General features: G+C 59.7%; 18 protein-coding genes and 1 pseudogene. 14 read left to right on the forward strand and 5 right to left on the reverse strand.

The features are described 5' to 3' along the window. Positions 1-352: 352 nt before the first annotated feature. From ACIQTW_RS07735 to ACIQTW_RS07745, 3 genes are all read right to left on the reverse strand, one after another. On the reverse strand, positions 353-1,360 hold the full coding sequence (locus ACIQTW_RS07735) for a hypothetical protein (RefSeq protein ID WP_402935641.1): 1,008 nt from the start codon (positions 1,358-1,360) through the stop codon (positions 353-355). Continuing rightward, positions 1,350-2,468: a DUF262 domain-containing protein gene (locus ACIQTW_RS07740; RefSeq protein WP_402935643.1), complete on the reverse strand. Its 1,119-nt coding sequence runs from the start codon at positions 2,466-2,468 to the stop codon at positions 1,350-1,352. Before ACIQTW_RS07740 ends, ACIQTW_RS07735 begins: the two co-directional genes overlap by 11 nt. A 693-nt stretch (positions 2,469-3,161) precedes the next feature. Continuing rightward, positions 3,162-4,040 (reverse strand): PIN domain-containing protein, encoded by an 879-nt coding sequence (locus ACIQTW_RS07745; RefSeq protein ID WP_402935646.1) that lies wholly within the window; start codon positions 4,038-4,040, stop codon positions 3,162-3,164. A 1,890-nt stretch (positions 4,041-5,930) separates the two neighbouring features. Between ACIQTW_RS07745 and ACIQTW_RS07750 the strand changes: the two are divergent. Together ACIQTW_RS07750 and ACIQTW_RS07755 are read left to right on the forward strand one after the other, a co-directional pair. Then, positions 5,931-6,167: pseudogene (locus ACIQTW_RS07750) on the forward strand (Eco57I restriction-modification methylase domain-containing protein); the annotation flags it as partial. A 1,100-nt stretch (positions 6,168-7,267) separates the two neighbouring features. Beyond that, entirely contained in the window at positions 7,268-8,095 is an 828-nt protein-coding gene (locus ACIQTW_RS07755) for a BsuBI/PstI family type II restriction endonuclease (protein ID WP_402935649.1), read from the forward strand. A gap of 359 nt (positions 8,096-8,454) precedes the next feature. Here ACIQTW_RS07755 and ACIQTW_RS07760 read toward each other — a convergent pair whose 3' ends face one another. Both ACIQTW_RS07760 and ACIQTW_RS07765 read right to left on the reverse strand, forming a co-directional pair. Then, entirely contained in the window at positions 8,455-8,667 is a 213-nt protein-coding gene (locus ACIQTW_RS07760; RefSeq protein WP_402935652.1) for a hypothetical protein, read from the reverse strand. After that, positions 8,660-9,241, reverse strand: a complete 582-nt coding sequence (locus ACIQTW_RS07765; RefSeq protein WP_402935655.1) for a hypothetical protein — start codon at positions 9,239-9,241, stop codon at positions 8,660-8,662. Before ACIQTW_RS07765 ends, ACIQTW_RS07760 begins: the two co-directional genes overlap by 8 nt. A gap of 775 nt (positions 9,242-10,016) precedes the next feature. Between ACIQTW_RS07765 and ACIQTW_RS07770 the strand changes: the two genes are divergently transcribed. The 12 genes from ACIQTW_RS07770 (at position 10,017) to ACIQTW_RS07825 (ending at position 22,525) form a co-directional block, all read left to right on the forward strand. Further along, positions 10,017-10,820 carry a hydroxypyruvate isomerase family protein gene (locus ACIQTW_RS07770; RefSeq protein ID WP_089596273.1) on the forward strand — a complete coding sequence of 268 codons (804 nt, stop codon included), beginning with the start codon at positions 10,017-10,019 and terminating at the stop codon, positions 10,818-10,820. Positions 10,821-10,891: 71 nt separating this feature from the next. Further along, a complete protein-coding gene (locus tag ACIQTW_RS07775) occupies positions 10,892-11,827 on the forward strand; it encodes a 2-hydroxy-3-oxopropionate reductase (protein ID WP_402935659.1) in 936 nt (311 codons plus the stop codon). 132 nt (positions 11,828-11,959) lie between these two features. Continuing rightward, complete coding sequence (gene gcl, locus ACIQTW_RS07780; protein ID WP_402935661.1) at positions 11,960-13,735, forward strand: glyoxylate carboligase; 1,776 nt, start codon at positions 11,960-11,962, stop codon at positions 13,733-13,735. A gap of 25 nt (positions 13,736-13,760) precedes the next feature. Further along, complete coding sequence (locus ACIQTW_RS07785) at positions 13,761-14,927, forward strand: glycerate kinase (protein ID WP_402935664.1); 1,167 nt, start codon at positions 13,761-13,763, stop codon at positions 14,925-14,927. Beyond that, entirely contained in the window at positions 14,920-16,269 is a 1,350-nt protein-coding gene (gene allB / locus ACIQTW_RS07790) for an allantoinase AllB (protein WP_011776129.1), read from the forward strand. The genes ACIQTW_RS07785 and allB overlap by 8 nt, the downstream gene beginning before the upstream one ends. 10 nt (positions 16,270-16,279) lie before the next feature. Beyond that, the gene (locus tag ACIQTW_RS07795) at positions 16,280-17,125 is read left to right on the forward strand and encodes a winged helix-turn-helix domain-containing protein (protein WP_402935667.1); all 846 of its coding nucleotides are present in this window, start codon (positions 16,280-16,282) and stop codon (positions 17,123-17,125) included. A 96-nt stretch (positions 17,126-17,221) separates the two neighbouring features. Then, entirely contained in the window at positions 17,222-17,689 is a 468-nt protein-coding gene (gene bcp, locus ACIQTW_RS07800) for a thioredoxin-dependent thiol peroxidase (protein ID WP_011776131.1), read from the forward strand. A gap of 146 nt (positions 17,690-17,835) precedes the next feature. Beyond that, a complete protein-coding gene (locus tag ACIQTW_RS07805; protein WP_402935670.1) occupies positions 17,836-18,951 on the forward strand; it encodes a PP2C family protein-serine/threonine phosphatase in 1,116 nt (371 codons plus the stop codon). Positions 18,952-18,971: 20 nt separating this feature from the next. Further along, positions 18,972-20,948, forward strand: coding sequence for a glycosyltransferase family 2 protein (locus tag ACIQTW_RS07810; RefSeq protein ID WP_402935673.1), 1,977 nt, complete (start codon positions 18,972-18,974; stop codon positions 20,946-20,948). Next, positions 20,938-21,270, forward strand: coding sequence for an STAS domain-containing protein (locus tag ACIQTW_RS07815; protein WP_402936272.1), 333 nt, complete (start codon positions 20,938-20,940; stop codon positions 21,268-21,270). Before ACIQTW_RS07810 ends, ACIQTW_RS07815 begins: the two co-directional genes overlap by 11 nt. Then, the gene (locus tag ACIQTW_RS07820; RefSeq protein ID WP_402935676.1) at positions 21,263-21,682 is read left to right on the forward strand and encodes an ATP-binding protein; all 420 of its coding nucleotides are present in this window, start codon (positions 21,263-21,265) and stop codon (positions 21,680-21,682) included. Before ACIQTW_RS07815 ends, ACIQTW_RS07820 begins: the two co-directional genes overlap by 8 nt. A gap of 435 nt (positions 21,683-22,117) precedes the next feature. Next, the gene (locus tag ACIQTW_RS07825) at positions 22,118-22,525 is read left to right on the forward strand and encodes a hypothetical protein (protein ID WP_402935679.1); all 408 of its coding nucleotides are present in this window, start codon (positions 22,118-22,120) and stop codon (positions 22,523-22,525) included. The last annotated feature ends 125 nt before the right edge of the window (positions 22,526-22,650 follow it).

Consider the following 22,650-nt stretch of genomic DNA (forward strand, 5'->3'; position numbering starts at 1 on the left):
TATTAGCCCTGAGAAAATCAAAATCAAGTAGTTTGCGTGGGCGCCGCAAACCCCGATTCAGAGATGTATTGACTGGACCATGACCCTAGGAGAGTGGTCGCGTCACGAGATCTTTTACGAGACCCAACTGACTACGGGCACATCTCTTGAGCGGGCATGATGGTGCTGTGCAGCAGGTTGCTGCACAGCCGCGTCGGTCGACTACGACTGATAGCTCGCCCTAGACTGTCCAGTCTTACAAACCGAATGCGCTCCTTTGGACCAGGTGCAGCCGAGCCCCCCTGATGGAAGGCACGATCACCGAAGTGGGAAGCCTACAAATCTTCGTCTACACACAGGAAGTCATCAGTCCCTATTGACCTTGCGGCGGGCTCGTGGATACCCGCTTTAGGAGAATGGCACGAGATGCAAGTCTTGGTTCGATACCCAGACGCTCCAGAACCTCGTCGTACACGAACACCGAACCCTTGGCTTCGTCATTCAACAAAAACTCCTTGAATCGATCTGGATGTTGTTCACAAATATATTGCAAAACAGCCCTGTACGGGGACCAATTGAGGTTATGGGTACCACCGTATTGAATACGTCCCGATTCAAGAATTTTTTGAAAAGTCTTGACACTATTCAGATTAAGATTCCGAAGAAGGTCATGAATAGCATCGGCCAGACGCCGTAAGTCAACTGGTAACTGTTCAGGACTCCAATGAGACTTGAGAGACTGGATTATGCCATTGACCAGAGTGAACTGAGCATTCGTCTGGGGAAGCGCTTCCGTTGCTTCAAGAGCGGCCATGCTTGCAATTGTCACCTCAGCCTGCTCCAAAGCAGCCTTCGCATGATGTGCGATCCGCTCCCGACGCCAGCTCACATCCTCCGCCTTATAGACCACATCGTGTGTGGCAATATTCCAAGCATGCTGCAGAAAGGTGCGAACTTGAATCTCAAACAACACTCCCTCCAGACCACTAGGCGGACCGAAGCCTTTATCCCGATATCTCACAAAAAGTCGTAAATCATCAAACCTGAAATCCGATGGTGATTTTGAGGTCACAATATGAGAGTTTGGACGCTTATATTGCAGAGGTCCGTACAGCTCAATAACGAGCTCCTCAGCCTTTCTCACATCCGAATAGTTCGGAACGATCAGCGCACATGCAAAAGCATCTTCAATCGCATACGGGTTTTTGGCACGACCGGCCTCGACCTTGAGAGCAAAACTCTCCTCCTCCTTTGGTCGACTCTCATAGTGCCAAGTTCTAGGCTTACGCGACTGAATCTCCGCATCGACTTCAAGTTTCAGGCGCTCGGCAATTCTGCGCTGCTCTCTAAAGGCCTTGCGCAGTTCGTCATCAATTTTCATTAGAGGATGAAAGGGGGAAAAGCGCAGCTTCCAATGCCTTCAGTCGTTCTCTACGTTGCGGTTCCTCAGTTGTAGCACCAAGCGTCGCCGCCTTGTACGTGGCGATATGCAAATCCAGTCCGTTCAGCGATTCGAATTCCGGGGCATCCTCAATCGCTTCATCCAACTGGTAGTTCTTAACGGCCTCCATGAACGAAACATAAGCCTTGGCAAATTCTTGAAGATCATCATCAGAAACGAGGTTTCTCGTCAGAGCGGCCCAAAGAGTGTAGAAGTTGAAGAATGGCTGCGCAGCACTTGAAACTACGGCCCATTCAGCCTCAAGTCTTGCAAGCATTCCGCGGACCCGCAAGAAGCTTTCGACAAAGGCTTCTGTATCGAATTCGCTTTCTTCGCCGCTAGGGTCATCGTGATCTGCGAATAGCTGGTCAAGGTCATCCTGACTGAAGCCCGACACATCATTGCGAAGGATGACCGCAGCCAGTTCAGCCAGATTCTGAACATCAGCCATTCGCTTCTCTTTTGCAGCGGTGCGAATCTTGAATGACTTCCATAGATCGTCTTGTGCTTCCGCTTCGAGAAAGGTTATAAGCCAACCATCAAAGCGCGCATGACGCAGCTCTTGCGGCGTTAGCTTATTTGCATTCTTATTCAGTCTCGAAAATACGTCATTAATATCAAACAAACTTGTGTCATCAAGTTCCTCGATTGTAATTCGATAATTCCACAGCAGCCGTTTGATCGACGGTGTGTTGTCAAAGTCCCTCCAACGCTTACCATTAAAATTCTGATCTCCGAAGTCCGATGCGAGGCTAAATCGACTCTGAACGAACATGAGAATCGTCAGGATCCGCTGTTTTCCGTCAACCACGTGATAAGTGGTACTGCCGGTGGAGTCATCGATTGTCTTATGGAGGAAAATAGCCGGAGATGGATAGTTACGAAAGACCGTGTCCATAAAGAATCTTCGGTCCTTCGGAGTCCAAACGCTCTTTCGCTGATAGGAAGGGTCTAGATTCAGCTGACCATTCTTATGAAGGTCCAAAAGCCAAGTGACATCGTATGTTGTTACAACCCGCTCTACTCGGCGAAGTGGCTCGTCGGCCATTGCGTCCCCTATGCCTTCGTCACATCTGCTGAAAGCCCACACATTTCATCCTGCATTGATGGGCCATGACTTCTAATGAATTCCTACTGTATCGCCTTCCAGCTTCCCCGTCGCACACATCGATCGGATTGCGACTTTCAGGGATTTGACGCGTACAGTCACCGTCTTCGGAGGTTGGCAATGCTGGAACTCCCGGAGATCGTTGCAAGCTCGGCTGCGGAACGACGCGTGCTGCTTCGAAGATTCGGCCTCTGGCCGGAAGTTTGCATACCTTGGCGAGTTGGTGTTGCCGTCAGGAGGAAGCTGAAGTCATCAAATCGCATTGAAACGAGAAGCGCCGTTGAGTCTGCGCCAGTCGTCTGCTCAGTCAGTGTATGTGTGAGCCCGCCTGACGACGGTGCCGCTAACTAGGGATGAGTTAATTAGGGATGAGTGATTTAGCCCACGAGTGGCCCAGACTAGGCTGCCAGGGGCGCCATCGAGCTTTCGCCTTGGGTTAGGACGCTGACCGCAATGAGTTCGACCGACACTTCGATAGAGCCAAGGCAGGCTGGCACCGGTGGTGGCAGGGGACCTCAAGCACGTACGAGCGTGGCTGCGCTCGTGTCCATGACGATTCTCTCTCGATCCGTCACGTTTGACGAACATGAGACCGGCCTGAGCAAAGTGCATGTTGAAGGCGGCTTTCAAGCCTCAAACCTCACCGGGACTGTCTTTTTCCTCTTCGTAGTCGGTGATTCGTGTTGCTTCGAGGCCGGCTTGTCTAGCCCGGTAAATCATGCCGTAGTCGGTGGTGACTATCCTGACGCGTTTCGCATAAGGGCTGATGGCGGCGGCTCTATCAATAATTTCAAGATCGGCATCCGGGTTTGACGACTGATGCAGAGGCTGTTCAAGTACAGTCAGGTGGATGTCTGAGGACGCGAATTGATTGGCAATCTTCTGCTTTCTTAACAAGATCCTCTGGCCAGGAGCGGAAGCCTTCGCCTCGAGAAACTTGAGCGCCAATGAAGCGCGACGCCTGATGGGCAGGCCACCCTTGGGAGGATTAGCGCGATTTCGTTTATGGCCGTCGAGCTCGTCAACGACCTTCATAGGAACAGCAACCACCAAGGGAACAGTTGCACTCTCACCAAGCACCTGATTCAGATCTACTTGGAGCGGGTCCGCATAGTACTTCAACCAGACGTTGGTATCGAGTATGACAGCAACCGCATTACCATGGTCCCATTTCAGCTGCTCTGCGGAGATGCGCTCTCGGGCAGCCTCCAACCGCCGCACGCACTGCGCAAGTTCACCGTCTACAAGGCGCCGAAGGGTCACCGTCGACACGCTTGAGGGATCAAGTGACAGCAACATCGAATAGAGGTTCGTAGCCACGAGCCGTTCAATCTCATCATTGCTGAGAGCGCTTGTGAGCTGGTAGATCTGGTCGCCGGCCCATTCCAGGTAGCGGTTATAACGGTCTATTGCGTGCCCTCCAGCACCTCTCGCGTTTTCGGCTTCCATCACAGCGTGGGAGAGGCTGCTAAGCGCCGCTTTGGGGGACGCGCCAATGGCCAGCTTGATCACAACAGAATCCTTTGTTCGCTAAGTCACTAGGTCTTCAATGCCAGCGGCCCCTAGCCCCCGCTTGGATGAACGCCGCTAGTGTGGCCATGCCGCATGGGGACGGGATGACAGTTGACCATAACGCCTCGATGCCTCATCAAGAAATACTCCGGCCTCGTGTACAACAGTAGCCAGCACAGGCAAAGAAATCCTGCTTTCCGAGTATGAGTGAGGCGCTGCGCCCTCACTAGTCCTGTTGTGTTCATTGAAGTACCTCGAAGCCCATTGCTTACTGTGGGCAAAGCCGCTGCACAGCTGCCACGCGTTGAACCAGGTGGTCATGGCTCCTTGATGAGCAAATTCTATAGACTTTAGGATGTCTCCCGACCCGATTGGAGACCACAGTTTGCTCGCAGGGAAGCCGTCGAGCGAAAGGCCAACCTCCGCAGCTATCGTTCGTAGATCTTCATACCCGATGCTTGCCCTCGAAGCGAACGACTTCGACCATTCATGTTGAAACCCTTTGAATAGCTTCACGTCGCCGCTCCAGTATTGAATGCACCTCTTTATCCTGGCTCGACGCGACTGCGGGGCCAGCAGCCACAAGGCTTGACTCGTCGATTCCAAGTGGGCACGAACCAGAGCATAGGGACCGTGCAGGGGCGCCGAAACATCGTAGCCGTCCTCGGTTTCTACGACGACCATCGCCTGGAGAGTGTCGGAAATATGTGTTGCAGTTCGCAAGAGTTCCAGGACTAGGCGTGAAAGCGCATAATCGCCAAGAACTCGATCGTCTTCCTCCAGCACACTGCCCGCTTGAAGTTGAGGAAAGGTCCTCAACGTCTTCGCAATCTCCTGATCGTGCTCAAAGCGCGACAGAAGCAAACCACGGCTGTCGGCCGACAGGGGCTTTCCATCAAGCAGGAGCGACCCTTTGGCACGTGACCCAGCCGGCCTATGAGTCATAGATGGTCCCCTTACTCAGTTGTCCAGTCCAGCCTAGTCTCTACGAGTCGCGTGCCAGCAGTGCACAAGGGACCCGTCGTACCCTCGCCCCGCCCCGCCCCGTGAAAATAACACGGCAAGGGCGGCACGTTCCGTCCCAATCGCTGTTTCTACGTCTCGCTGGCACAGAACAGTGGATTAGGCCTAGTAGGCTTGGAGATGGGCTCAGAGCGCACAACATGGTATCCAATCCTGAGTTCCAAGCGATTGATCGAAGCAGAAACTGGAGTCCTTGTGTCGGTTCAGGCAGTAGCTGCCCTGCGGGTCGATGCTGCCTCTCCCGCACTCCCTGAGACTCAAGCAGTAATTGCTTCAGTAGGTCAGTGGTGGGCCGCCAAAGCGCGACTGGCCGGCATTGGGGGCCCCTGGAGTGATGTTACGTACGCATTGAGCGCCAGGCCGCCAGGCAAGATCTCAGCTGTCGAACCGTTGGCTGATGTAGGGGCCGAAACTTCAGCGGAAAAACTGGGACGTCTTTATGTCGAGTCGCTTGCTATTGTTGAGCGCTCCAGAGACGGTAAGCACTACACTCCAACGTTTCTTGCCGATCGTTTATGGGAGATGACAAGAGCATCCTTAGGGCTCACTAGGGGACGTGACCGCCGTCTCCCGGGCCTTGTCCGCGACCCAGCATGCGGCGCCGGTGCTTTGCTTCTTCCTCCGCTCCGGGAGCATCTTCGAGCCACATACAAAGATGATCCAGCGATCACCCTTCGGGGATTGGGCTTGCTGATCCAGGGAATCGACATGGACCCGTGGTCTGCTTGGATCACGAATGTCATTCTTGGCGCTGAAATGCTCCCCACCCTGGCCAGGGTGCCCGAGGCGCTGCGGCTACCAATCCCCTTGATAGCCACGTGCGGTGACGGTTTGGCTGCCGTAGACGTGAAGGCGCGAGCGACGATTATGAATCCTCCGTACGGTCGCCTGCGGCTCACCGAAGACACAAGGGCTGACTTTGCGCATGTTCTATATGGGCACGCAAATATCTATGGCATGTTCATGGCCTCCGGAGCCGACGGCACTACAAATGATGGCGTACTGTCCTGCCTTGTTCCCACCAGCTTCACCGCTGGTCGGTACTTTCATAAATTGCGTGGATATCTGGCGGAGACAATGCCCATGCACTCTATCAACTTCGTTGACGGGCGAAACGGGATCTTCAACGGCGTCCTGCAAGAAACTTGCTTAGTTACGTTCAGACGCCGAGCGGCCCGACGAGTTAAGATCACTCGGTCCAATGGGCAGGTGGAGTACGTCGCAGAGATTCCCGTCCCAAAAGGGCAAGGGCTTTGGTTACTCCCCCGGGAACCACGCGATGCAGCCTTGGCCGCATCGGCCGGTAAGATGCCGTTGACTATAGAAAAAGCTGGCTGGCACGCCTCGACAGGACCTCTGGTGTGGAACCGCAGAAAGAACGACCTCCATGTAAATCCGGGGAAGAACCGCGCAATGGTTCTCTGGGGTGCCGATATAGACGGTGGAAGGGTCCATCGCAACCCCGCTCGGGACAGTCTCCGGTACCTTTCGCTAACCGTTAAGTCTGACCTGAACGTAATGGTCCTCGATACGCCAGCAGTGCTAGTGCAGCGAACCACAGCACCAGAACAAGAACGACGCGTTGTGGCCGCCGATCTCAGCCAGGAGATGTTGGATTCTCTTGGCGGCCGTGTCGTCATCGAAAATCACGTAAACGTTCTACGACCCACAACCGAAAAGCCTTTGGTGTCCCGGTCCACGCTGGCGCGAGTCCTACAGACGAAGACCTTCGACAGGCTTATGCGCTGCATTTCCGGTTCGGTTGCCGTCAGCTCCTACGAAATCGATTCCCTCCCCTTGCCCAACGCTGCGGTTCTTGCCTCTTGGGAAGGTCTTTCCGGGGCTGCACTAGAGAGCGCTGTCACAAAGGCTTACACTCCAGGAGTCGCACAATGACCACCACGCCACCCCTTCTACCAGTAGTCCCGATTGAGCTTTGCATCCACCGGCTGGAAATGGTCTTTCCAGCCGAAGCCATGCCTGGCTTCCTTCGTGGCCAAATGGCAGGCACGGCAGTAGCTGCGCTTATTTGGGCAGGATGTGTTGCGCCAACAGACACTGATGAACTAACACCTGAGCTCCCCTTCGCTCGCCCATCCACTGTTCTTTGGATGAACGATGAGCTTCTTAATATCACGGACGATGGCCGACGGCGTCAGTGGTACACAATTTCGAGAAGCACAAAGAAGCGAACGCACGCGCTCATGGCTTCATGGGACATCGGTGTGACGCAGTGGTACGCCGACACCTCCAGGGAGCCTCTCAGGGACGACATTTTCGGCCCATGGGCAGAGCTCGGCGCTATATATGACGGCGCGTACTTAATGGACACGACATCCCCGGGACCGCGTTGGCTTCTTCGCCGCAGTTTTGCCAGACTCTTTGATCCTGACCTTCAGGGGGCAGAACTTCAGAGCGCTGTCGATGACTGGATCCAAACGCATATGTCGTCCTCGGGTCGTCTGCGCGCCAGCTTGGCGAATGCCCGTGCTCGAGCCACACTCAGCTTGCCCGTTCGAATGCCTGACGGGACTATCCGAGACCTTGCACCCGGTCGATCATCTGAAATCATTCAGGGTGTAGTCGAAGGATGGGCCCAAATACGTCTGAAGGAACCCGCTGTCCTCGCCATAAGCGAGCCAGGCAACAAATTTCATACCGGCGACGCTGCCCTCTTCGCCGCGGCTGGCATCAGCCTCGACGTAAGTAAACTCTTGCCCGATGTTCTGATCGTAGACATGGACACCGACCCACTAGACATTTGGGTTATTGAAGTTGTGGCCACAGACGGACCAATCAATGAACGCCGGAAACGAAAACTTGTCGAATGGGCCGAAAAGGAAGGTCTCCCGCCCGAGAATCTTCGCTATCTGACTGCATTCCTATCAAGAAACCATTCAACCGCCAAGAAGCTCATTCCTTCCTTGGCCGTGGGAACTCATGCTTGGTTCCTGGACGAACCGGAGGCTGAGCTGTCCTGGGCTCACATCGAGTCAACCGTTCCCAACAACGTAGTCCCACTAACCAACTAACGCGCCGACCTATCAGTAGTTCGGGACGTGCCCTTGAGCAGACTATGCTCAAGTTAAGGGACTAATCGATCGCTTCAAGAAATCTGCTGCCAGCTCGATAGGCACCCAAGTAGATAATCTACCGAGCGAGGCAGCAGATACGGTCGACATGGGAGCCTCTGAGGTCATTCCACGCGTGGACGTCTACCGCGGAACGATGGAGCCAGACCCGACCGACGCAAAGCACGGCTCCCTGATCCCCGAAAGCCTGAGTCCCTCAGAGGGACCTTTAGGTCCGGAATTCTGCCCCTGAACGAATGGCGATATATGACGAGCGTGCTCAAACTGGATTAGAGGCAATAGGTCTATCACTTTCCGCTTCACGCGGGAGGTACGGACGCTATATGGAGCTCGTCGCAGATCTGGCGGTCAACGGCAAGCCAGTACGGGCACACGAGGTCCGCGAGGGATGTCGATGCCCTCTTCTGCCTCGGAGGTGCGAAGTCCAGATCCCGACGCACGCCCAGGCCACTCATGAGGGTCCAACAGGGAGGTGCCATCTCATGGTGTCCCGAACCTTCAATTTCAGACATTCAGGCTTTGTAAGGCCAAGCTCAGCCTCCTCCGAAAATTCTCCTGCTGCCCGTTACTCGGAAACGGTATCCGATCGTTGATGAATCGCTCTCCGATGCGCGACTTGGTTCCTGCGCTTAGCCCATCGTGCACAGTCGCTTTCAAAGGAATAGCCACGAAGTCGTTATGTCCGATGATGTTCAGCCGATCTAGCAGGTCCTCCTGCGCGGCGCGGATGGCCCGTATTCGATGCGAGGATCCGTTTAGCGGGATTCGTCCCTCCACTGCATCGACCAATAGATAGCCATCGTCAGCAAAACGACGTAATAGCGTCGGCTTGATCGCTCTCATATGAGCTGCGCTAACAGTCTGCAGCTCTGGATAGAGAACCTTAAGCAGCTGCAAGAATAGGTAGTCGTGCCCGATGCTCTCCGGGTAGTAGAAGTACCTGGCCTCTGGTGGAGGTGCTTCGCCAATAAATAGCACACCACAACTCAGCGGGATGTGAGCCAACCATGCCGCTCGCCGTCTCGCCAGATCTGGATCTGGGTGGTTTCCGGTGGGGTCGAACTCGATCATAGTCTCAGTGCCCATGACAGCAGGTTAGTTCGAAAGCTCCTGGTCAAGGTGTCTATGAAGTCCACGCCGGTGAATCGTCCAATTCCTTTGGTTTTGACGTCGCGACCACTTTCTTCCCCTGCGAACCCGCACCCGGGTGTGTACACCTAACTGACTGCCTTGTGACCCTGTCCAAAAGCATGCTGTATCGATGGACAGTCAGGACAGTTTTCGATGCGGCCTGCCGCCGCGTCGCTATCGGGAGGTTGACCGGCCCCTTCGCCGAGAACAAGGCATATGTCGTGCAAGAGCCGGCGTACTTCATCAAATGAAATCAAAACGGCAAGTCTTAGTCGGGGACGGCATGTCGCGATCTGATGCGTCGTCCTCGCCATTTACCAACGAGATCATTCGGACCAACGACGATGTCTCCGACGCTCAGCGGACACGGCGGGACGGCTGAAGTTGTATCTGACACGATGGCAATCCTACGGACCGTTCAAGGCACACAGGGAGTAAGCGAAGTCGGCGCTTGCCCACCCAGATCGTCGGCCCAAAAGCCAGCACAGTTACTTTGCACGACTGGAACGAAGAGGCGGGCCGCACTGTGGCGACCCAGCCAAGCAGATCACCTTTGGTATCCCAAACCCCCACCTCCCCACCCACCCCCTTGACTCCCACCCCCACCTTCCCTAAACTTTTCATAAAGCAGAATCTAAATTCCACAAAGCGGAAACTGAGGCCAAGCACCAATGCCCAGCCGAAGCACAGAGGAAGATAGATCCAAGCCCCCTCCTCGGAAGGACCTACGATGACGTACACAGTGAACTGCTCCATCCTCCTGACGGAGCTGCCCTTGCTCGAGCGCCCCGCCGCCGCGAAGGCAGCCGGTTTTGACGCCGTCGAGTTCTGGTGGCCCTTCGAGACCTCGGTCCCCACCGACGCACAAGTAACCGAGTTTGAAACAGCCATCAAGGACGCCGGCGTTCAGCTCACGGGCCTGAACTTTAACGCCGGCAACATGCCCGGCGGCGACCGCGGCCTGGTTTCCTGGAAGGGACGTTGCTCCGAGTTCAAGGACAACATCGACGTCGTAGCCGGCATCGGTGAGCGCCTCGGCTGCAAGGCCTTCAACGCCCTCTACGGCAACCGCCAGGACGAGTTCACCCCTGAAGAGCAGGACGAACTCGCCGCCAAGAACCTCGCCGCAGCAGCAGAGGGCGTCGCCCGGATCGGCGGCACCGTCCTCCTCGAACCGGTCAGCGGCGCACCCAAGTACCCGCTCCTCACCGCCGAAGACGCACTCAAGGTCATCGCCCGCGTCAAGGCAGAATCCGGCGCACAGAACATCAAGCTCCTCGCCGACTTCTACCACCTTGCAGTCAACGGCGACGACGTCGAATCCGTCATCGAGAACCACGCCAAGGACTTCGGCCACATCCAGATCGCCGACAACCCCGGCCGCGGCGCCCCCGGAACCGGGACCCTCCCCCTCGGCGAATGGATCGCCCGCAGCCGCGAACTCGGCTACGACGGCTACATCGGCCTCGAGTACAAGGAACCGCAGGAATCGGCATTCAGCTGGGCCATCCGCCAGCGCGCCAACGCCAACTAAGCACCGCGCACCCAACTAAGTAGCAGATCAGGGCGTTCTGAGAGCTGAGAACGACGCGAACTGCGACCTAGTTGGGTAAGCACACCCGGGTTAAAACACACACAGACTTCCCCAGAAAGAGAACCACAATGAGCAACGTTGCAGTCATCGGACTCGGAATCATGGGCCTCCCCATGGCCATCAACCTCGTCAAGGCCGGCCACACGGTCACCGGTTTCAACCGCAGCCAGGACAAGATCGACAAGCTCGTCTCCGAGGGCGGCCAGGGTGCCACGAGCATCGCGGACGCTGTCAAGGACGCCGACGTCGTCATCACCATGGTCCCGGACTCCCCCGATGTTGAGGGTGTAGTCAGCGGCAAGGACGGCGTCTTCGCCAACGCGAAGAAGGGCACCATCTGGATCGACGCATCCAGCATCCGCCCGGACGTCGCCAAGCGCCTCTCCGAGGATGCCGTCGCAGCAGGCATCCGTCCGCTCGACGCCCCGGTGAGTGGTGGCGAACAGGGCGCCATCGACGCCGTCCTGTCTATCATGGTCGGCGGCTCCGCGGAGGACTTCGAGGCAGCACAGGATGTCCTCAACGCAGTGGGCAAAACCATCGTCCACGTCGGCCCGTCCGGCTCTGGCCAGACCGTCAAGGCTGCAAACCAGCTGATCGTAGCCGTCAACATCCAGGTTCTCGGCGAGGCCATCGCCTTCCTCGAGGCCTACGGCGTAGACACCGACGCAGCACTGAAGGTCCTCGGCGGCGGCTTGGCCGGCTCCAAGGTCCTGGACCAGAAGGGTCAGAAGATGCTCGACCGCAACTTCGACCCCGGATTCCGCCTGGCCCTCCACCACAAGGACCTCGGCATCGTCACCTCCGCGGCCCGCGAAGCCAACGTCGCTGTCCCGCTCGGCGCAGTCGTCGCCCAGCTCGTCGCCGCAACCGTCAACCAGGGCGACGGCGGCCTCGACCACTCGGGCCTCTTCAAGCAGGTCCTCCAGCTCAGCGGCCGGAAGTAAGCACCCCGGCAAAAGCCAGCAAAGCAACACAAGCAGGGAACCCGCCGTCGTACTTACACGACGGCGGCTCCCTCACCACACCCAAAAACACCACAGACTTCGCCCGCAAGGGCAAAAAACAAGGAGTACACCATGGCTAAGATGCGCACCGTTGATGCGGCAGTCGCCATCCTGGAAAAGGAAGGCGCCACCGAGGCTTTCGGCCTGCCAGGCGCAGCGATCAACCCCTTCTATTCCGCAATGCGTGCCCACGGCGGCATCCGCCACACGCTGGCCCGCCACGTTGAAGGCGCCAGCCACATGGCCGACGGTTACAGCCGCGCAGCTGATGGCAACATCGGCATCTGCATCGGCACGTCGGGCCCCGCAGGCACGGACATGATCACTGGCCTGTACGCAGCCCAGGCCGATTCGATCCCCATGCTCTGCATCACTGGCCAGGCACCGGTAGCCAAGCTGCACAAGGAAGACTTTCAGGCTGTGGACATCGAGTCCATTGCCAAGCCGTTGACCAAGTTCGCCATGACCATTCTGGAACCGGGCCAGGTTCCCGGCGCGTTCCAGAAGGCTTTCCAGCTGATGCGCTCAGGTCGCCCGGGCCCGGTTCTGCTGGACCTGCCCATCGATGTTCAGATGGCCGAGATCGAGTTCGACATCGACGCCTACGAGCCCTTGCCGGTGGAGAAGCCCAAGGCTTCCCGCAAGCAGCTGGAAAAGGCCTTGGACATGCTGACTTCGGCCCAGCACCCGCTGATCGTTGCCGGTGGCGGCATCATCAACGCCGGCGCTTCGGCCCAGCTGGTTGAGCTGGCCGAGATCCTGAACGTTCCGGTTATCCCCACGCTGATGGGTTGGGGCGCTATCCCGGACGACCACCAGCTGATGGCCGGCATGGTTGGCCTGCAGACCTCGCACCGCTACGGCAACGAGACGTTCCTGCAGAGCGACTTCGTGATCGGCATCGGCAACCGTTGGGCCAACCGCCACACCGGCGGCCTGGACACCTACACGGCCGGCCGTAAGTTCGTGCACATCGACATCGAGCCGACGCAGATCGGTCGCGTATTCTCCCCGGACTTGGGCATTGCGTCCGACGCCGGTGCGGCGCTGGACGGTCTGTTGGAGCTGGCTCGCGAACGCCAGGCTGCAAAGACCCTGCCGGACTACTCGGGTTGGGTTGCCGAGTGCCAGGAGCGCAAGGGTTCCCTGCACCGCAAGACCAACTTCGACAACGTGCCCATCAAGCCGCAGCGCGTTTACCAGGAGATGAACAAAGCCTTCGGCCGCGACACTACCTACGTGTCCACCATTGGCCTGTCGCAGATCGCCGGCGCACAGATGCTGCACGTGTTCGGTGCCCGCAAGTGGATCAACGCAGGCCAGGCCGGACCGCTGGGCTGGACCGCTCCCGCAGCCCTGGGCGTTGTTCGTGGAACCCCGGATGCCACCGTTGTTGCCCTGTCCGGTGACTACGACTTCCAGTTCATGATCGAGGAACTGGCCGTTGGCGCACAGTTCAACCTGCCGTACATCCACGTTGTGGTGAACAACAGCTACCTGGGCCTGATCCGTCAGAGCCAGCGCGGCTTCAACATGGAACAGAACGTTTCCCTGGCCTTCGAGAACATCAACTCCCCGGAGACCAACGGCTACGGCGTGGACCACATCAAGGTTGCCGAAGGCTTGGGCTGCAAGGCCATCCGCGTTGAGGACCCCAACGATCTGCCGGCCGCTTTCGACAAGGCCAAGGCACTCATGGGCGAGTTCAAGGTTCCCGTGGTGGTTGAAGTGATCCTGGAAAAGATCACCAACATCTCCATGGGCGTTGAGATCAACGGCGTGAACGAGTTCGAAGAGTTGGCAGAAACCGCGGCGGACGCACCCACCGCGATCCTGACCAAAGCGTAAAGAGAATAAGTAAGGAGGCACCGGAATGCGTGTTGTCATCGCCCCGGACAAATTCAAGGGCTCGCTGTCCGCGCCCGACGTCGCCAAGCACCTGGCAACAGGACTGCAGGCGGGGTTCGGCAAAGGCATAGAAGCAACACGCATTCCGGTGGCCGACGGCGGCGAAGGAACCATCGACGCCGCCATCGGCTCCGGCTTCACCCGCCGGACCACCACCGTCACCGGCCCGCTCGGCGAGCCAGTGAAGGCAGACTTCGCGGTGCGCGACCAGGAAGCTGTCATCGAAATGGCGGCAGCTTCCGGTCTCGCCCTCCTCCCGGACGGCCCCACTTCCCAGACGGCCAAGACCGCAACCAGCATCGGCACGGGTGAACTCATCCGGGCCGCGCTGGACCTCGGCTGCCGCAAGATCATCCTGGGTGTGGGCGGCAGCGCCAACACCGACGCCGGCGCGGGAGTCCTGCAGGGCCTCGGCGCGGTCTTCTTGGACAAGAACGGCAACGAGCTCCCCGGAGGCGGCGCGGCCCTCGCAGAAATAGACAGCATCGACTTCTCCAACTTCGACGTCCGCGTCGAGGCAACGGAGTTCGTGTTGGCGTCCGACGTCGACAATCCCCTTTTGGGGGCAAGCGGAGCCCCAGCCATCTTCGGTCCACAGAAGGGCGCGACGCCGGACGACGTCGCCGAACTCGACAAAGCAGCAAGCCACTTCGTTGACGTGCTCGCGGCAACCACAGGCCAGCACGCCAAGTACGCCGCCAAGGCAGAAGGCGCCGGAGCAGCGGGCGGCGTTGGCTACATTGCCATCGCGGCACTGAAGGCAGAGCGGCGGCCGGGTATCGACGTCGTGCTTGAATTCACTGAACTCGAGAAGAGGCTCAAGGGCGCCGATCTGGTGATCACCGGAGAAGGCAGCCTTGACGAGCAAAGCCTGCTCGGCAAGACGCCCATGGGCGTCTCCCGCGCGGCACAAAGGAACGGGGTTCCCGTGATCGCGGTGTGCGGTCGGAGTACCCTGAGCCGGGAACAACTCACGGATGCCGGCTTCCACACGGTCCATGCACTGACCGATCTGGAAAAAGATGTCCAAAAATGTATCGCTGAAGCAGGTCCGTTGCTTGAACAATTAGGTAAGCACATAGGCGTGTACCTGGCGGAACGGACCGAAAACAAGGAGTACCTCAATGTCTGAAGCAATCGGCGCCTATGACCTCGTTATCCGGGGCCAGCGCATCCTGACCACCGCCGGCCTCGCAGCCCGCGAAGTTGGTATCCGCGACGGCATCATCGTCGCAATCGAACCCTTGGGCAACGGCCTGACGGGCAACGAGGTCATCGAACTCGCAGACGACGAAACCCTCATCCCCGGCCTGGTGGACACCCACGTCCACGTCAACGAGCCCGGCCGCACCGAGTGGGAAGGCTTCGCCTCCGCCACCCGCGCCGCAGCTGCAGGTGGCGTGACCACCATCATCGACATGCCGCTGAACAGCATCCCGCCCACTACCACCGTGGACGGCCTGGAGCAGAAGCGCGTTGTCGCCAAGGACCAGGCGTTCGTGGACGTCGGATTCTGGGGCGGCGCCATCCCGGGCAACAAGAGCGACCTCCGCCCGCTCCACGACGAAGGCGTTTTCGGCTTCAAGTGCTTCCTCCTGCACTCCGGCGTGGACGAGTTCCCGCACCTGGACGCGGATGAGATGGAAGAGGACATGAAGGAACTCAAGTCCTTCGACTCCCTCATGATCGTGCACGCAGAGGACTCCCACGCTATTGACCGCGCCCCGCACCCCGGCGGCGACCACTACGAAACCTTCCTCGCCTCCCGCCCCCGCGGTGCCGAGAACAAGGCCATCGCAGAGGTCATCGAACGTGCCCGCTGGACCGGCGCCCGCGCCCACATCCTGCACCTCTCCTCCTCGGACGCGCTGCCCATGATCGCCTCAGCAAAGCGCGACGGCGTCAACCTCACCGTTGAGACGTGCCCGCACTACCTGACGCTCATGGCCGAAGAAATCCCCGACGGCGCCACGGCCTACAAGTGCTGCCCGCCCATCCGTGAGGCCTCCAACCGCGAGCTCCTGTGGAAGGGCCTGCAGGACGGCACCATCGACTGCATCGTCTCGGACCACTCCCCCTCCACACTGGATCTGAAGGACCTGGAAAACGGCGACTTCGCAGTGGCATGGGGCGGCGTTTCCTCGCTGCAGCTGGGCCTGTCCCTCATTTGGACCGAAGCCCGGCACCGTGGCATCCCGCTGGAGCAGGTCGTGTCCTGGATGGCTGAGAAGCCCGCCGCCTTGGCCCGCCTGCACAACAAGGGCCAGCTCGCCTTGGGCTACGACGCCGACTTCTCCATCTTCGCTCCGGACGAAGCCTTCGTTGTGGACGTCACCAAGCTCAAGCACAAGAACCCGATCACGCCGTACGACGGCCGTCCCCTGGCCGGCGTCGTCCGCAAGACCTACCTGCGCGGCACCCCGATCGACGGCCAGAACCCCGGCGGCAAGCTGCTCCGCCGCGGCAACGTTTAGGTCAACCGTCATGGCAGTCAATGCCTACGGGCCGCCGCCGTCGCGAGGACCCGCAGCACGCGGCCTCACAACCCGCGGTTCCTCCGCGGGGCGGCGGAATGGCCTGAATGATCGGAACGGCCTGACCGCACACGGTCTTGCGCTCTGGGTCAACCCGGCCGAGGGCGACGAGATCGATCCCGCAGTCTGGGAGCGGGCCGCACGCCTTGTGCTGGCCCGCGCCATGAAACTTGCCCCGGAGGCGGAAGTCCGCATCTGGCCCGCCACCGGGGCAGAGCACTCCGGCGTCGGCGACACTTCCTGGGGCGGCACTCCGCAGGAAGCCGCCGACGCCGGTACCAACGGTCCGAGCGCAGGTACCGTCTCACTCGCCGATGCCCTGGCGGAGGCCCGTTTGGAGGCCCGTGCCCGTGGAGGTGCACCCTCGAACGGACAATTCACCAGCGCACGCGAGGGTGAATTGTCCGTTGGCGGGGGCCAGGCCGCATCTGGCGACAGCACCGCCGTCGAGCCCGTAACGTTGGCGAGCCGACGCAGCCAACTTGCGGTGGACCTCGCCGCTGAAGTAGTGCTGCTGGACGGCGAGCCGGTTTCCTTTACTGGCATGGAATACAAGCTGCTGCGCTACCTCGTGGTCAACTGCTCACGGGCCATCAGTCGTGAAGAATTGCAACGTTTTCTGGAGTCATTTGACCTCCCCGGCGCGGCATTTCGCTCGATCGACGTTTATGTTGGAAGGGTGCGGCGGAAGCTAGGCTCCGCCCGACACACCGTCGCCACCGTCCGTGGTGGCGGCTACCAGTTCGTGCCAGGGCCCTATGCCACAGTGCGCGGACCTGCGGAATACAGCATCTAAGTTCGCTGTTGTAAAAGATCAACGCCCGCAATTTGCATGACCGCTGTTGTTTGAAATGAAGGCCGGCTGTTTGCCGGTGAAACGTAAAGGATCGCCATGACCCAGAAACTCCTCGTCGGAACGCAAGCACCTGATTTCGCGCTTCTCGACGCCGACGGCACCAAGGTCTCGCTGTCCGATTACCGCGGACGCAACGTCATTGTGTACTTCTACCCGAAGGCAGCCACCCCCGGCTGCACCACCGAGGCTTGCGACTTCCGCGACAACCTCGCCAGCCTGCAGGGCAAGGGCTACGACGTCATCGGGATCTCCCCGGACGGCCCGGAGGACCTCGCAAAGTTCACCGGTGAATTCGCTTTGACCTTCCCGCTGCTCTCAGACGAAGACCACTCCGTGGCCCTCGCCTACGGAGCTTGGGGCGAGAAGCTGGTTGACGGCGAAATCGTGGAAGGACTGGTCCGCTCCACTGTTGTCCTCGACGGCGAAGGCACCGTGAAGCTCACCCAGTACCAGGTTTCCGCGCAGGGCCACGTCCAGGCGCTTAAGGAAGAGCTGGGCGTCTAACCATCTCTCACATCCCGCGTGCTTGAGGGAAACCCTCTCTCACATAACTGCACAAATCGTGTAACGCCCGCTCACTTCTGTGAGCGGGCGTTTCATGTGTCGTGACTAAACGTGACAAAACTTCGGCAGCAGTAGTTAATGGAGCCATGGTCTCTTCCCCACCCGTGCGCCACGCTGTCGTCGTCGAAGATGACGCTGACATCCGCGGCCTCCTCGTCCTCGTCCTCGAGCAGCTCGATTTCGTGGTGACGGAAGCGCCGGACGGTCTCTCCGGCGTCGAAGCTGTCCGCAGAACCAACGCTGAACTGGTGACGCTGGACATCAACCTCCCGGACATCGATGGCATGGAAGTCTGCCGCCGCCTTCGCGAGTTTTCCGACGCTTATATCCTGATGCTCACCGCCCGGGCCGACGAGATCGACCGGCTCAACGGCCTGGACACCGGAGCGGACGACTACATCAACAAACCGTTCAGCCCCAAGGAACTCCAGGCGCGCATCCGTGCCCTGTTCCGCCGCCCGCGCACGCCCGCCACCCCCGAGGACACCGGCCAGAGCGACGAACTCGCCCGGGCGGCAGTGGTTCAGAAAAGCCTCCTCCCGCGCGAAACGGTCCGCCTCAGCGGTTACGACGTCGCTGGCGCCTTCCGCCCATCGCGCAGCGTGGGTGGGGACTTCTACGACTGGTACCAAACCCGCGACGGCATGCATCTCACCTTCGCCGACGCCATGGGCAAGGGCATGGGTGCCGCGCTCATTGCAGCAACAGTCCGGGCCGTGATGCGTTCAGTAGCGGACACCCCTGCCATCGACGCAGCTTTCGGTTCAGCCAGCGCCACCATTACCTCTGACCTGGACCAGTCCGGCTCTTTCGTCACCATGTTCCACGCGCGGCTGGACAGCGCCTCAGGCACACTCAGTTATATCGACGCCGGCCATGGGCTTGCGCTGCACGTTCCCGCTGAGGGGGCGGCGCGGAGGCTGGTCTCAGCTGGACCGCCCGTCGGCATCCTGGAAAACCAATTGTGGCCCGCTTCGGAACTGGACCTGGAACCGGGCGATTCCCTGGTGATCGTCAGCGACGGCGTGCTCGACGCCCACAATTCCCTGGAAGATTTCCAACGGAACGTGGAGAAGGTGGCACGTAACGGTGCTACTTCGGACGATGTGTGCGCCGCCCTGCTCGAGCTGGCACCAGCAGCCACCGCCGAAGATGACGTGACCGCCGTCGTCGTACGCCGAAAATCAAACTCAGGTCTGTAAACCGCAAAAAGGGGGGATTTGTGACACGTTTCTGGACTCGGCTGATCGTTGTGCTGACGGTCATTCTGGGCGTCAACTATGTGGCGTGGCGTTGGATGGCGTCGCTGAACTGGGAGGCGTGGTGGATCGCCGTTCCGTTGGTGATTGCCGAGACGTACAGCCTGATCGACGTCATGTTGTTCGGCCTGACCGTATGGAACATCAAATACCGGAAACCACCGCCCCCTGCCCCGGCCGACGCAACTGTGGACGTCTTCATCACCACCTACAACGAGCCGTTGGACCTGGTGATGACCACGGCCATGGCGGCCAAGGACATCCACTGGCCGCACAGCACCTGGATCCTCGACGACGGCGATCGCCCGGAGATGCGCGAACTCGCCGAGTCGAACGGGATCGGCTACGTGACGCGTGGCGCGGACTGGACACCGGATATGCCGCGGCACGCCAAGGCTGGCAACCTGAACAACGCACTCATGGTCACCTCGGGCGAGTACCTGTTGATTCTCGACGCCGACCAGATCCCCGAGCCGGACATCCTGGACAAGACGCTGGGCTACTTCAATGATGACCAGGTGGCGCTCGTCCAGACCCCGCAGTACTTCATCAACGTCCCCGCCGACGACCCCCTGGGCAGCCAAGCTCCCCTGTTCTACGGCCCCATCCAGCAGGGCAAGGACGGTTGGAACGCTGCATTCTTCTGCGGGTCCAATGCGATCCTCCGGCGGGAAGCCCTCATGCAGCTGGGCCTGGTGGGCTACGTCAAAGCCACCGAGAAGAGTGTCCGACGAGCCCTCGCTGCCTCACGCACCGCCATTAGGAAGGCCCGGCGATCACCCGAAGCCGGGAACCCGCTCGTGGAGCAAATGCTGAACGAGGTGGAAGCCGCAACGGAATCCGCGCAGAAGGAGCTCGAAGCCGGAGCATCCCTCAGCGAAATCACGTACCGGGTTCGCAGCCAAGTGAACGAAGCCGTTCGCACCCTCGTGGCCGCCGACTTCTCCGCGCTCCAGTCCGACCTCGAAGAGATCGCAGCCATGGAACTCGCCCACGTCGGTGAGTCAGGCGTGACCACTGTGGCGACTGACGCCGTCGACCGTATGTCCGGACGCGACTGGTCCCCCCTGGGTGCGCTGGAGTCGGTTCACGCTGTCCTGGACGCAATCTCGGTGGAACGTACCGACGAGGCCCAGCCGATCATGCCGCTGGCCACCATCTCCGTCACGGAAGACATGGCCACCGCCATGCGCCTGCACGGTCTGGGTTGGAAGAGCGTGTACCACCACGAAATCCTTGCCAACGGGCTGGCCCCGGAGGACGTCAAAACCATGTTGACGCAGCGCCTCCGCTGGGCCCAAGGCACCATGCAGGTCCTCCTGCGCGAGAACCCGTTGGTCCAGCGTCGGCTCACGTGGGGCCAGCGGCTCATGTACTTCTCCACCATGTGGACGTACCTGAGCGGCTTCGCTGCCGTGGTCTATTTCGCGGCGCCCATCATCTACCTGACGCTCGGCATCCTCCCGGTCAGCAGCATCAGTTACGACTTCTTCATCCGCTTCATTCCCTTCATGGTGGTGAATCAACTGCTCTTCCTGGTGGCCGGACACGGGATTCCCACCTGGCGCGGACAGCAGTACAGCCTCGCGCTGTTCCCCACCTGGATCAAGGCGTGCACGACGGCGGCCCGGAACGTTTGGTTCGGCCGTCCCCTCGGGTTCGCCGTCACCCCCAAGGCCCGCCAGAGCGGCGGACCCAGCTGGAGCCTGATCCGGCCGCAGATCATCGTCGCGGTGCTGCTGGCGGTGGCGCTGGTTATTGGCCTTATCCGGCTTCTGGCAGGAATGTCGGAGCCCCTGGGCACACTGGTGAACGTGGCGTGGGTTGCCTTCGACCTTGTGGTCCTGAGCGTGCTGGTCAAAGCAGTTTTGTATAAGGGCTTCGTGCCCGAAGTTGTCGGGCCGGAGCGCCCCGAGGAGAGGAATGCAGATGCAGTTTAGCTATGAGGTCAACGACGCTTACGCGGAGGTGAAGAGCGTGGGCCGGCTGAACATGGTGGCCGCACCCAAGCTTCGGGAAGTAGTGGCCGAGGTTGTGGCCGGTGGATCAAGCCGAGTGGTGGTGAACCTGGCAGAAACCGACTTCATGGATTCCTCCGGGCTCGGTGCACTCATTGGCTGCCTCAAAGCTGCGCGTCAGGCAGGCGGTGACCTACGGATCGCAGGCGTGCAGCCGCAGGTCAAAATGGTCCTGGAACTGACCAACATGGACCGGGTGCTCACGGCTTACCCCACGGCCGAAGCTGCGTTCGGCGATGACTGAGGTAATCGCACGCCGGGGCTTCCATGGGCCGTCCAACGAGGAAGCTATCGAAGCCATCCATAATGAGCTGGACGCCCTGTGGGACGATGCCTCCTTCGTGCCCGACATGGACCGGATGACCTTCGCTACTGCGGTCATCGAGGCTGCGGCGAACATCGTGCAACATGCGCTTCCTGTGGCAGAGAAGCCCGTGGAGATCGACGTCGACATCAGCGTCCGTCCCACCCGTCTGGTCGCCCGGGTTAGTGCCTTTAACGCCCGGGAACCGTTCGCCAACGACATGCAAGCCAACATGCCGGACGAGGATGCTGAGTCGGGGCGTGGGTTGGCTCTCATCGAGGCGCTGGTGACCACTGTGACCTTCGAGCGCCAGGACGGCACCAACACGTGGATCCTGACCCGCAACACCTGATCCTCTCTCACCTCCCGCGTTCTTGAACGGAACGCTCACTCACCTCCCGCGCGCTTGAGTGGAACGCTCGCTCACCTCCCGCGTTCTTGAGTGGAACGCTCGCTCACCTCCCGCGTGCTTGAGCGAAACGCTCGCTCACCTCCCGCGTACTTGAGCGGAACGCTCACTCACCTTCTGCGCATTGAGGAGCAACGGGTTGTTCTGCCCATCGCCGCGCGGCGACTCGGCGTGAAAGCATTCGGTGAGATCCGCCGTCGAGCGCTAAACGAAACTGGGGACTAAATGAATTGCCGCACGCTTCGAACATCAGCACGCCCCTTGGCGCTGGCCGCTGCCCTTGTCATGGGATCTGTTGGGGTTGCCGGATGCAGCGCCCCCGGCGAAACCAAACGGGAACCCAGCAAGGCGCCTCCCGTTACTTCCGAACCTGCTCCTGTGCCTGAAAGCATCGCCAAGTACGGCGCTCTGACCGCGGAACTCGTTGCCGCCCTGGAAGAGAAGATGCCCGGCATCACCTGGGCCGTGGACGATTCGGCACAAATGAGCCCAGCCCAAGACGGCAGATGCATGCTCTACCCGAAAAGCATGCAAAGCAGTGCGGATATCGTGGAACCGTCCAGGAACTTTGAGGATCTCTTCGCTGCGGCCGATCCCGTCCTGGAGAAGCACGGATTCCCTGCCTTCGACGGCATCGATCCCGTTCCCGGCGGGTGGGTGGTAACGCGCAGCACAGATGCTGTTGGCGCCACGTTGAGCATCCGATCAAAGTTCCCGGCTTACCTCGAACTCACAGTCCCGGTTAAGTCCGAGAGCTGCGACCCGAAGGAAATTCCGGCCAGTTGACCCAACCCCGCGGGACATGAGAGAGCGTTGCGCCCAACCCCGCCGGACATGAGAGAGCGTTGCGCCCAACCCCGCGGGACATGAGAGAGCGACCCGCCCAACCCCGCGGGACATGAGAGAGCGTG

This window comes from Paenarthrobacter sp. NPDC090517 (assembly GCF_044769165.1).
Taxonomy (GTDB): domain Bacteria; phylum Actinomycetota; class Actinomycetes; order Actinomycetales; family Micrococcaceae; genus Arthrobacter.

Excerpts from the sequence above, each read along its gene's own strand:
- ACIQTW_RS07735 (WP_402935641.1), bottom strand. The coding sequence starts at position 1,360 with ATGAAAATTGATGACGAACTGCGCAAGGCCTTTAGAGAGCAGCGCAGA.
- ACIQTW_RS07740 (WP_402935643.1), bottom strand. The coding sequence starts at position 2,468 with ATGGCCGACGAGCCACTTCGCCGAGTAGAGCGGGTTGTAACAACATAC.
- ACIQTW_RS07755 (WP_402935649.1), top strand. The coding sequence starts at position 7,268 with ATGGCTTCATGGGACATCGGTGTGACGCAGTGGTACGCCGACACCTCC.
- ACIQTW_RS07760 (WP_402935652.1), bottom strand. The coding sequence starts at position 8,667 with ATGTCTGAAATTGAAGGTTCGGGACACCATGAGATGGCACCTCCCTGT.
- ACIQTW_RS07765 (WP_402935655.1), bottom strand. The coding sequence starts at position 9,241 with ATGGGCACTGAGACTATGATCGAGTTCGACCCCACCGGAAACCACCCA.
- ACIQTW_RS07770 (WP_089596273.1), top strand. The coding sequence starts at position 10,017 with ATGACGTACACAGTGAACTGCTCCATCCTCCTGACGGAGCTGCCCTTG.
- gcl (WP_402935661.1), top strand. The coding sequence starts at position 11,960 with ATGGCTAAGATGCGCACCGTTGATGCGGCAGTCGCCATCCTGGAAAAG.
- ACIQTW_RS07785 (WP_402935664.1), top strand. The coding sequence starts at position 13,761 with ATGCGTGTTGTCATCGCCCCGGACAAATTCAAGGGCTCGCTGTCCGCG.
- allB (WP_011776129.1), top strand. The coding sequence starts at position 14,920 with ATGTCTGAAGCAATCGGCGCCTATGACCTCGTTATCCGGGGCCAGCGC.
- ACIQTW_RS07795 (WP_402935667.1), top strand. The coding sequence starts at position 16,280 with ATGGCAGTCAATGCCTACGGGCCGCCGCCGTCGCGAGGACCCGCAGCA.
- bcp (WP_011776131.1), top strand. The coding sequence starts at position 17,222 with ATGACCCAGAAACTCCTCGTCGGAACGCAAGCACCTGATTTCGCGCTT.
- ACIQTW_RS07805 (WP_402935670.1), top strand. The coding sequence starts at position 17,836 with ATGGTCTCTTCCCCACCCGTGCGCCACGCTGTCGTCGTCGAAGATGAC.
- ACIQTW_RS07815 (WP_402936272.1), top strand. The coding sequence starts at position 20,938 with ATGCAGTTTAGCTATGAGGTCAACGACGCTTACGCGGAGGTGAAGAGC.
- ACIQTW_RS07820 (WP_402935676.1), top strand. The coding sequence starts at position 21,263 with ATGACTGAGGTAATCGCACGCCGGGGCTTCCATGGGCCGTCCAACGAG.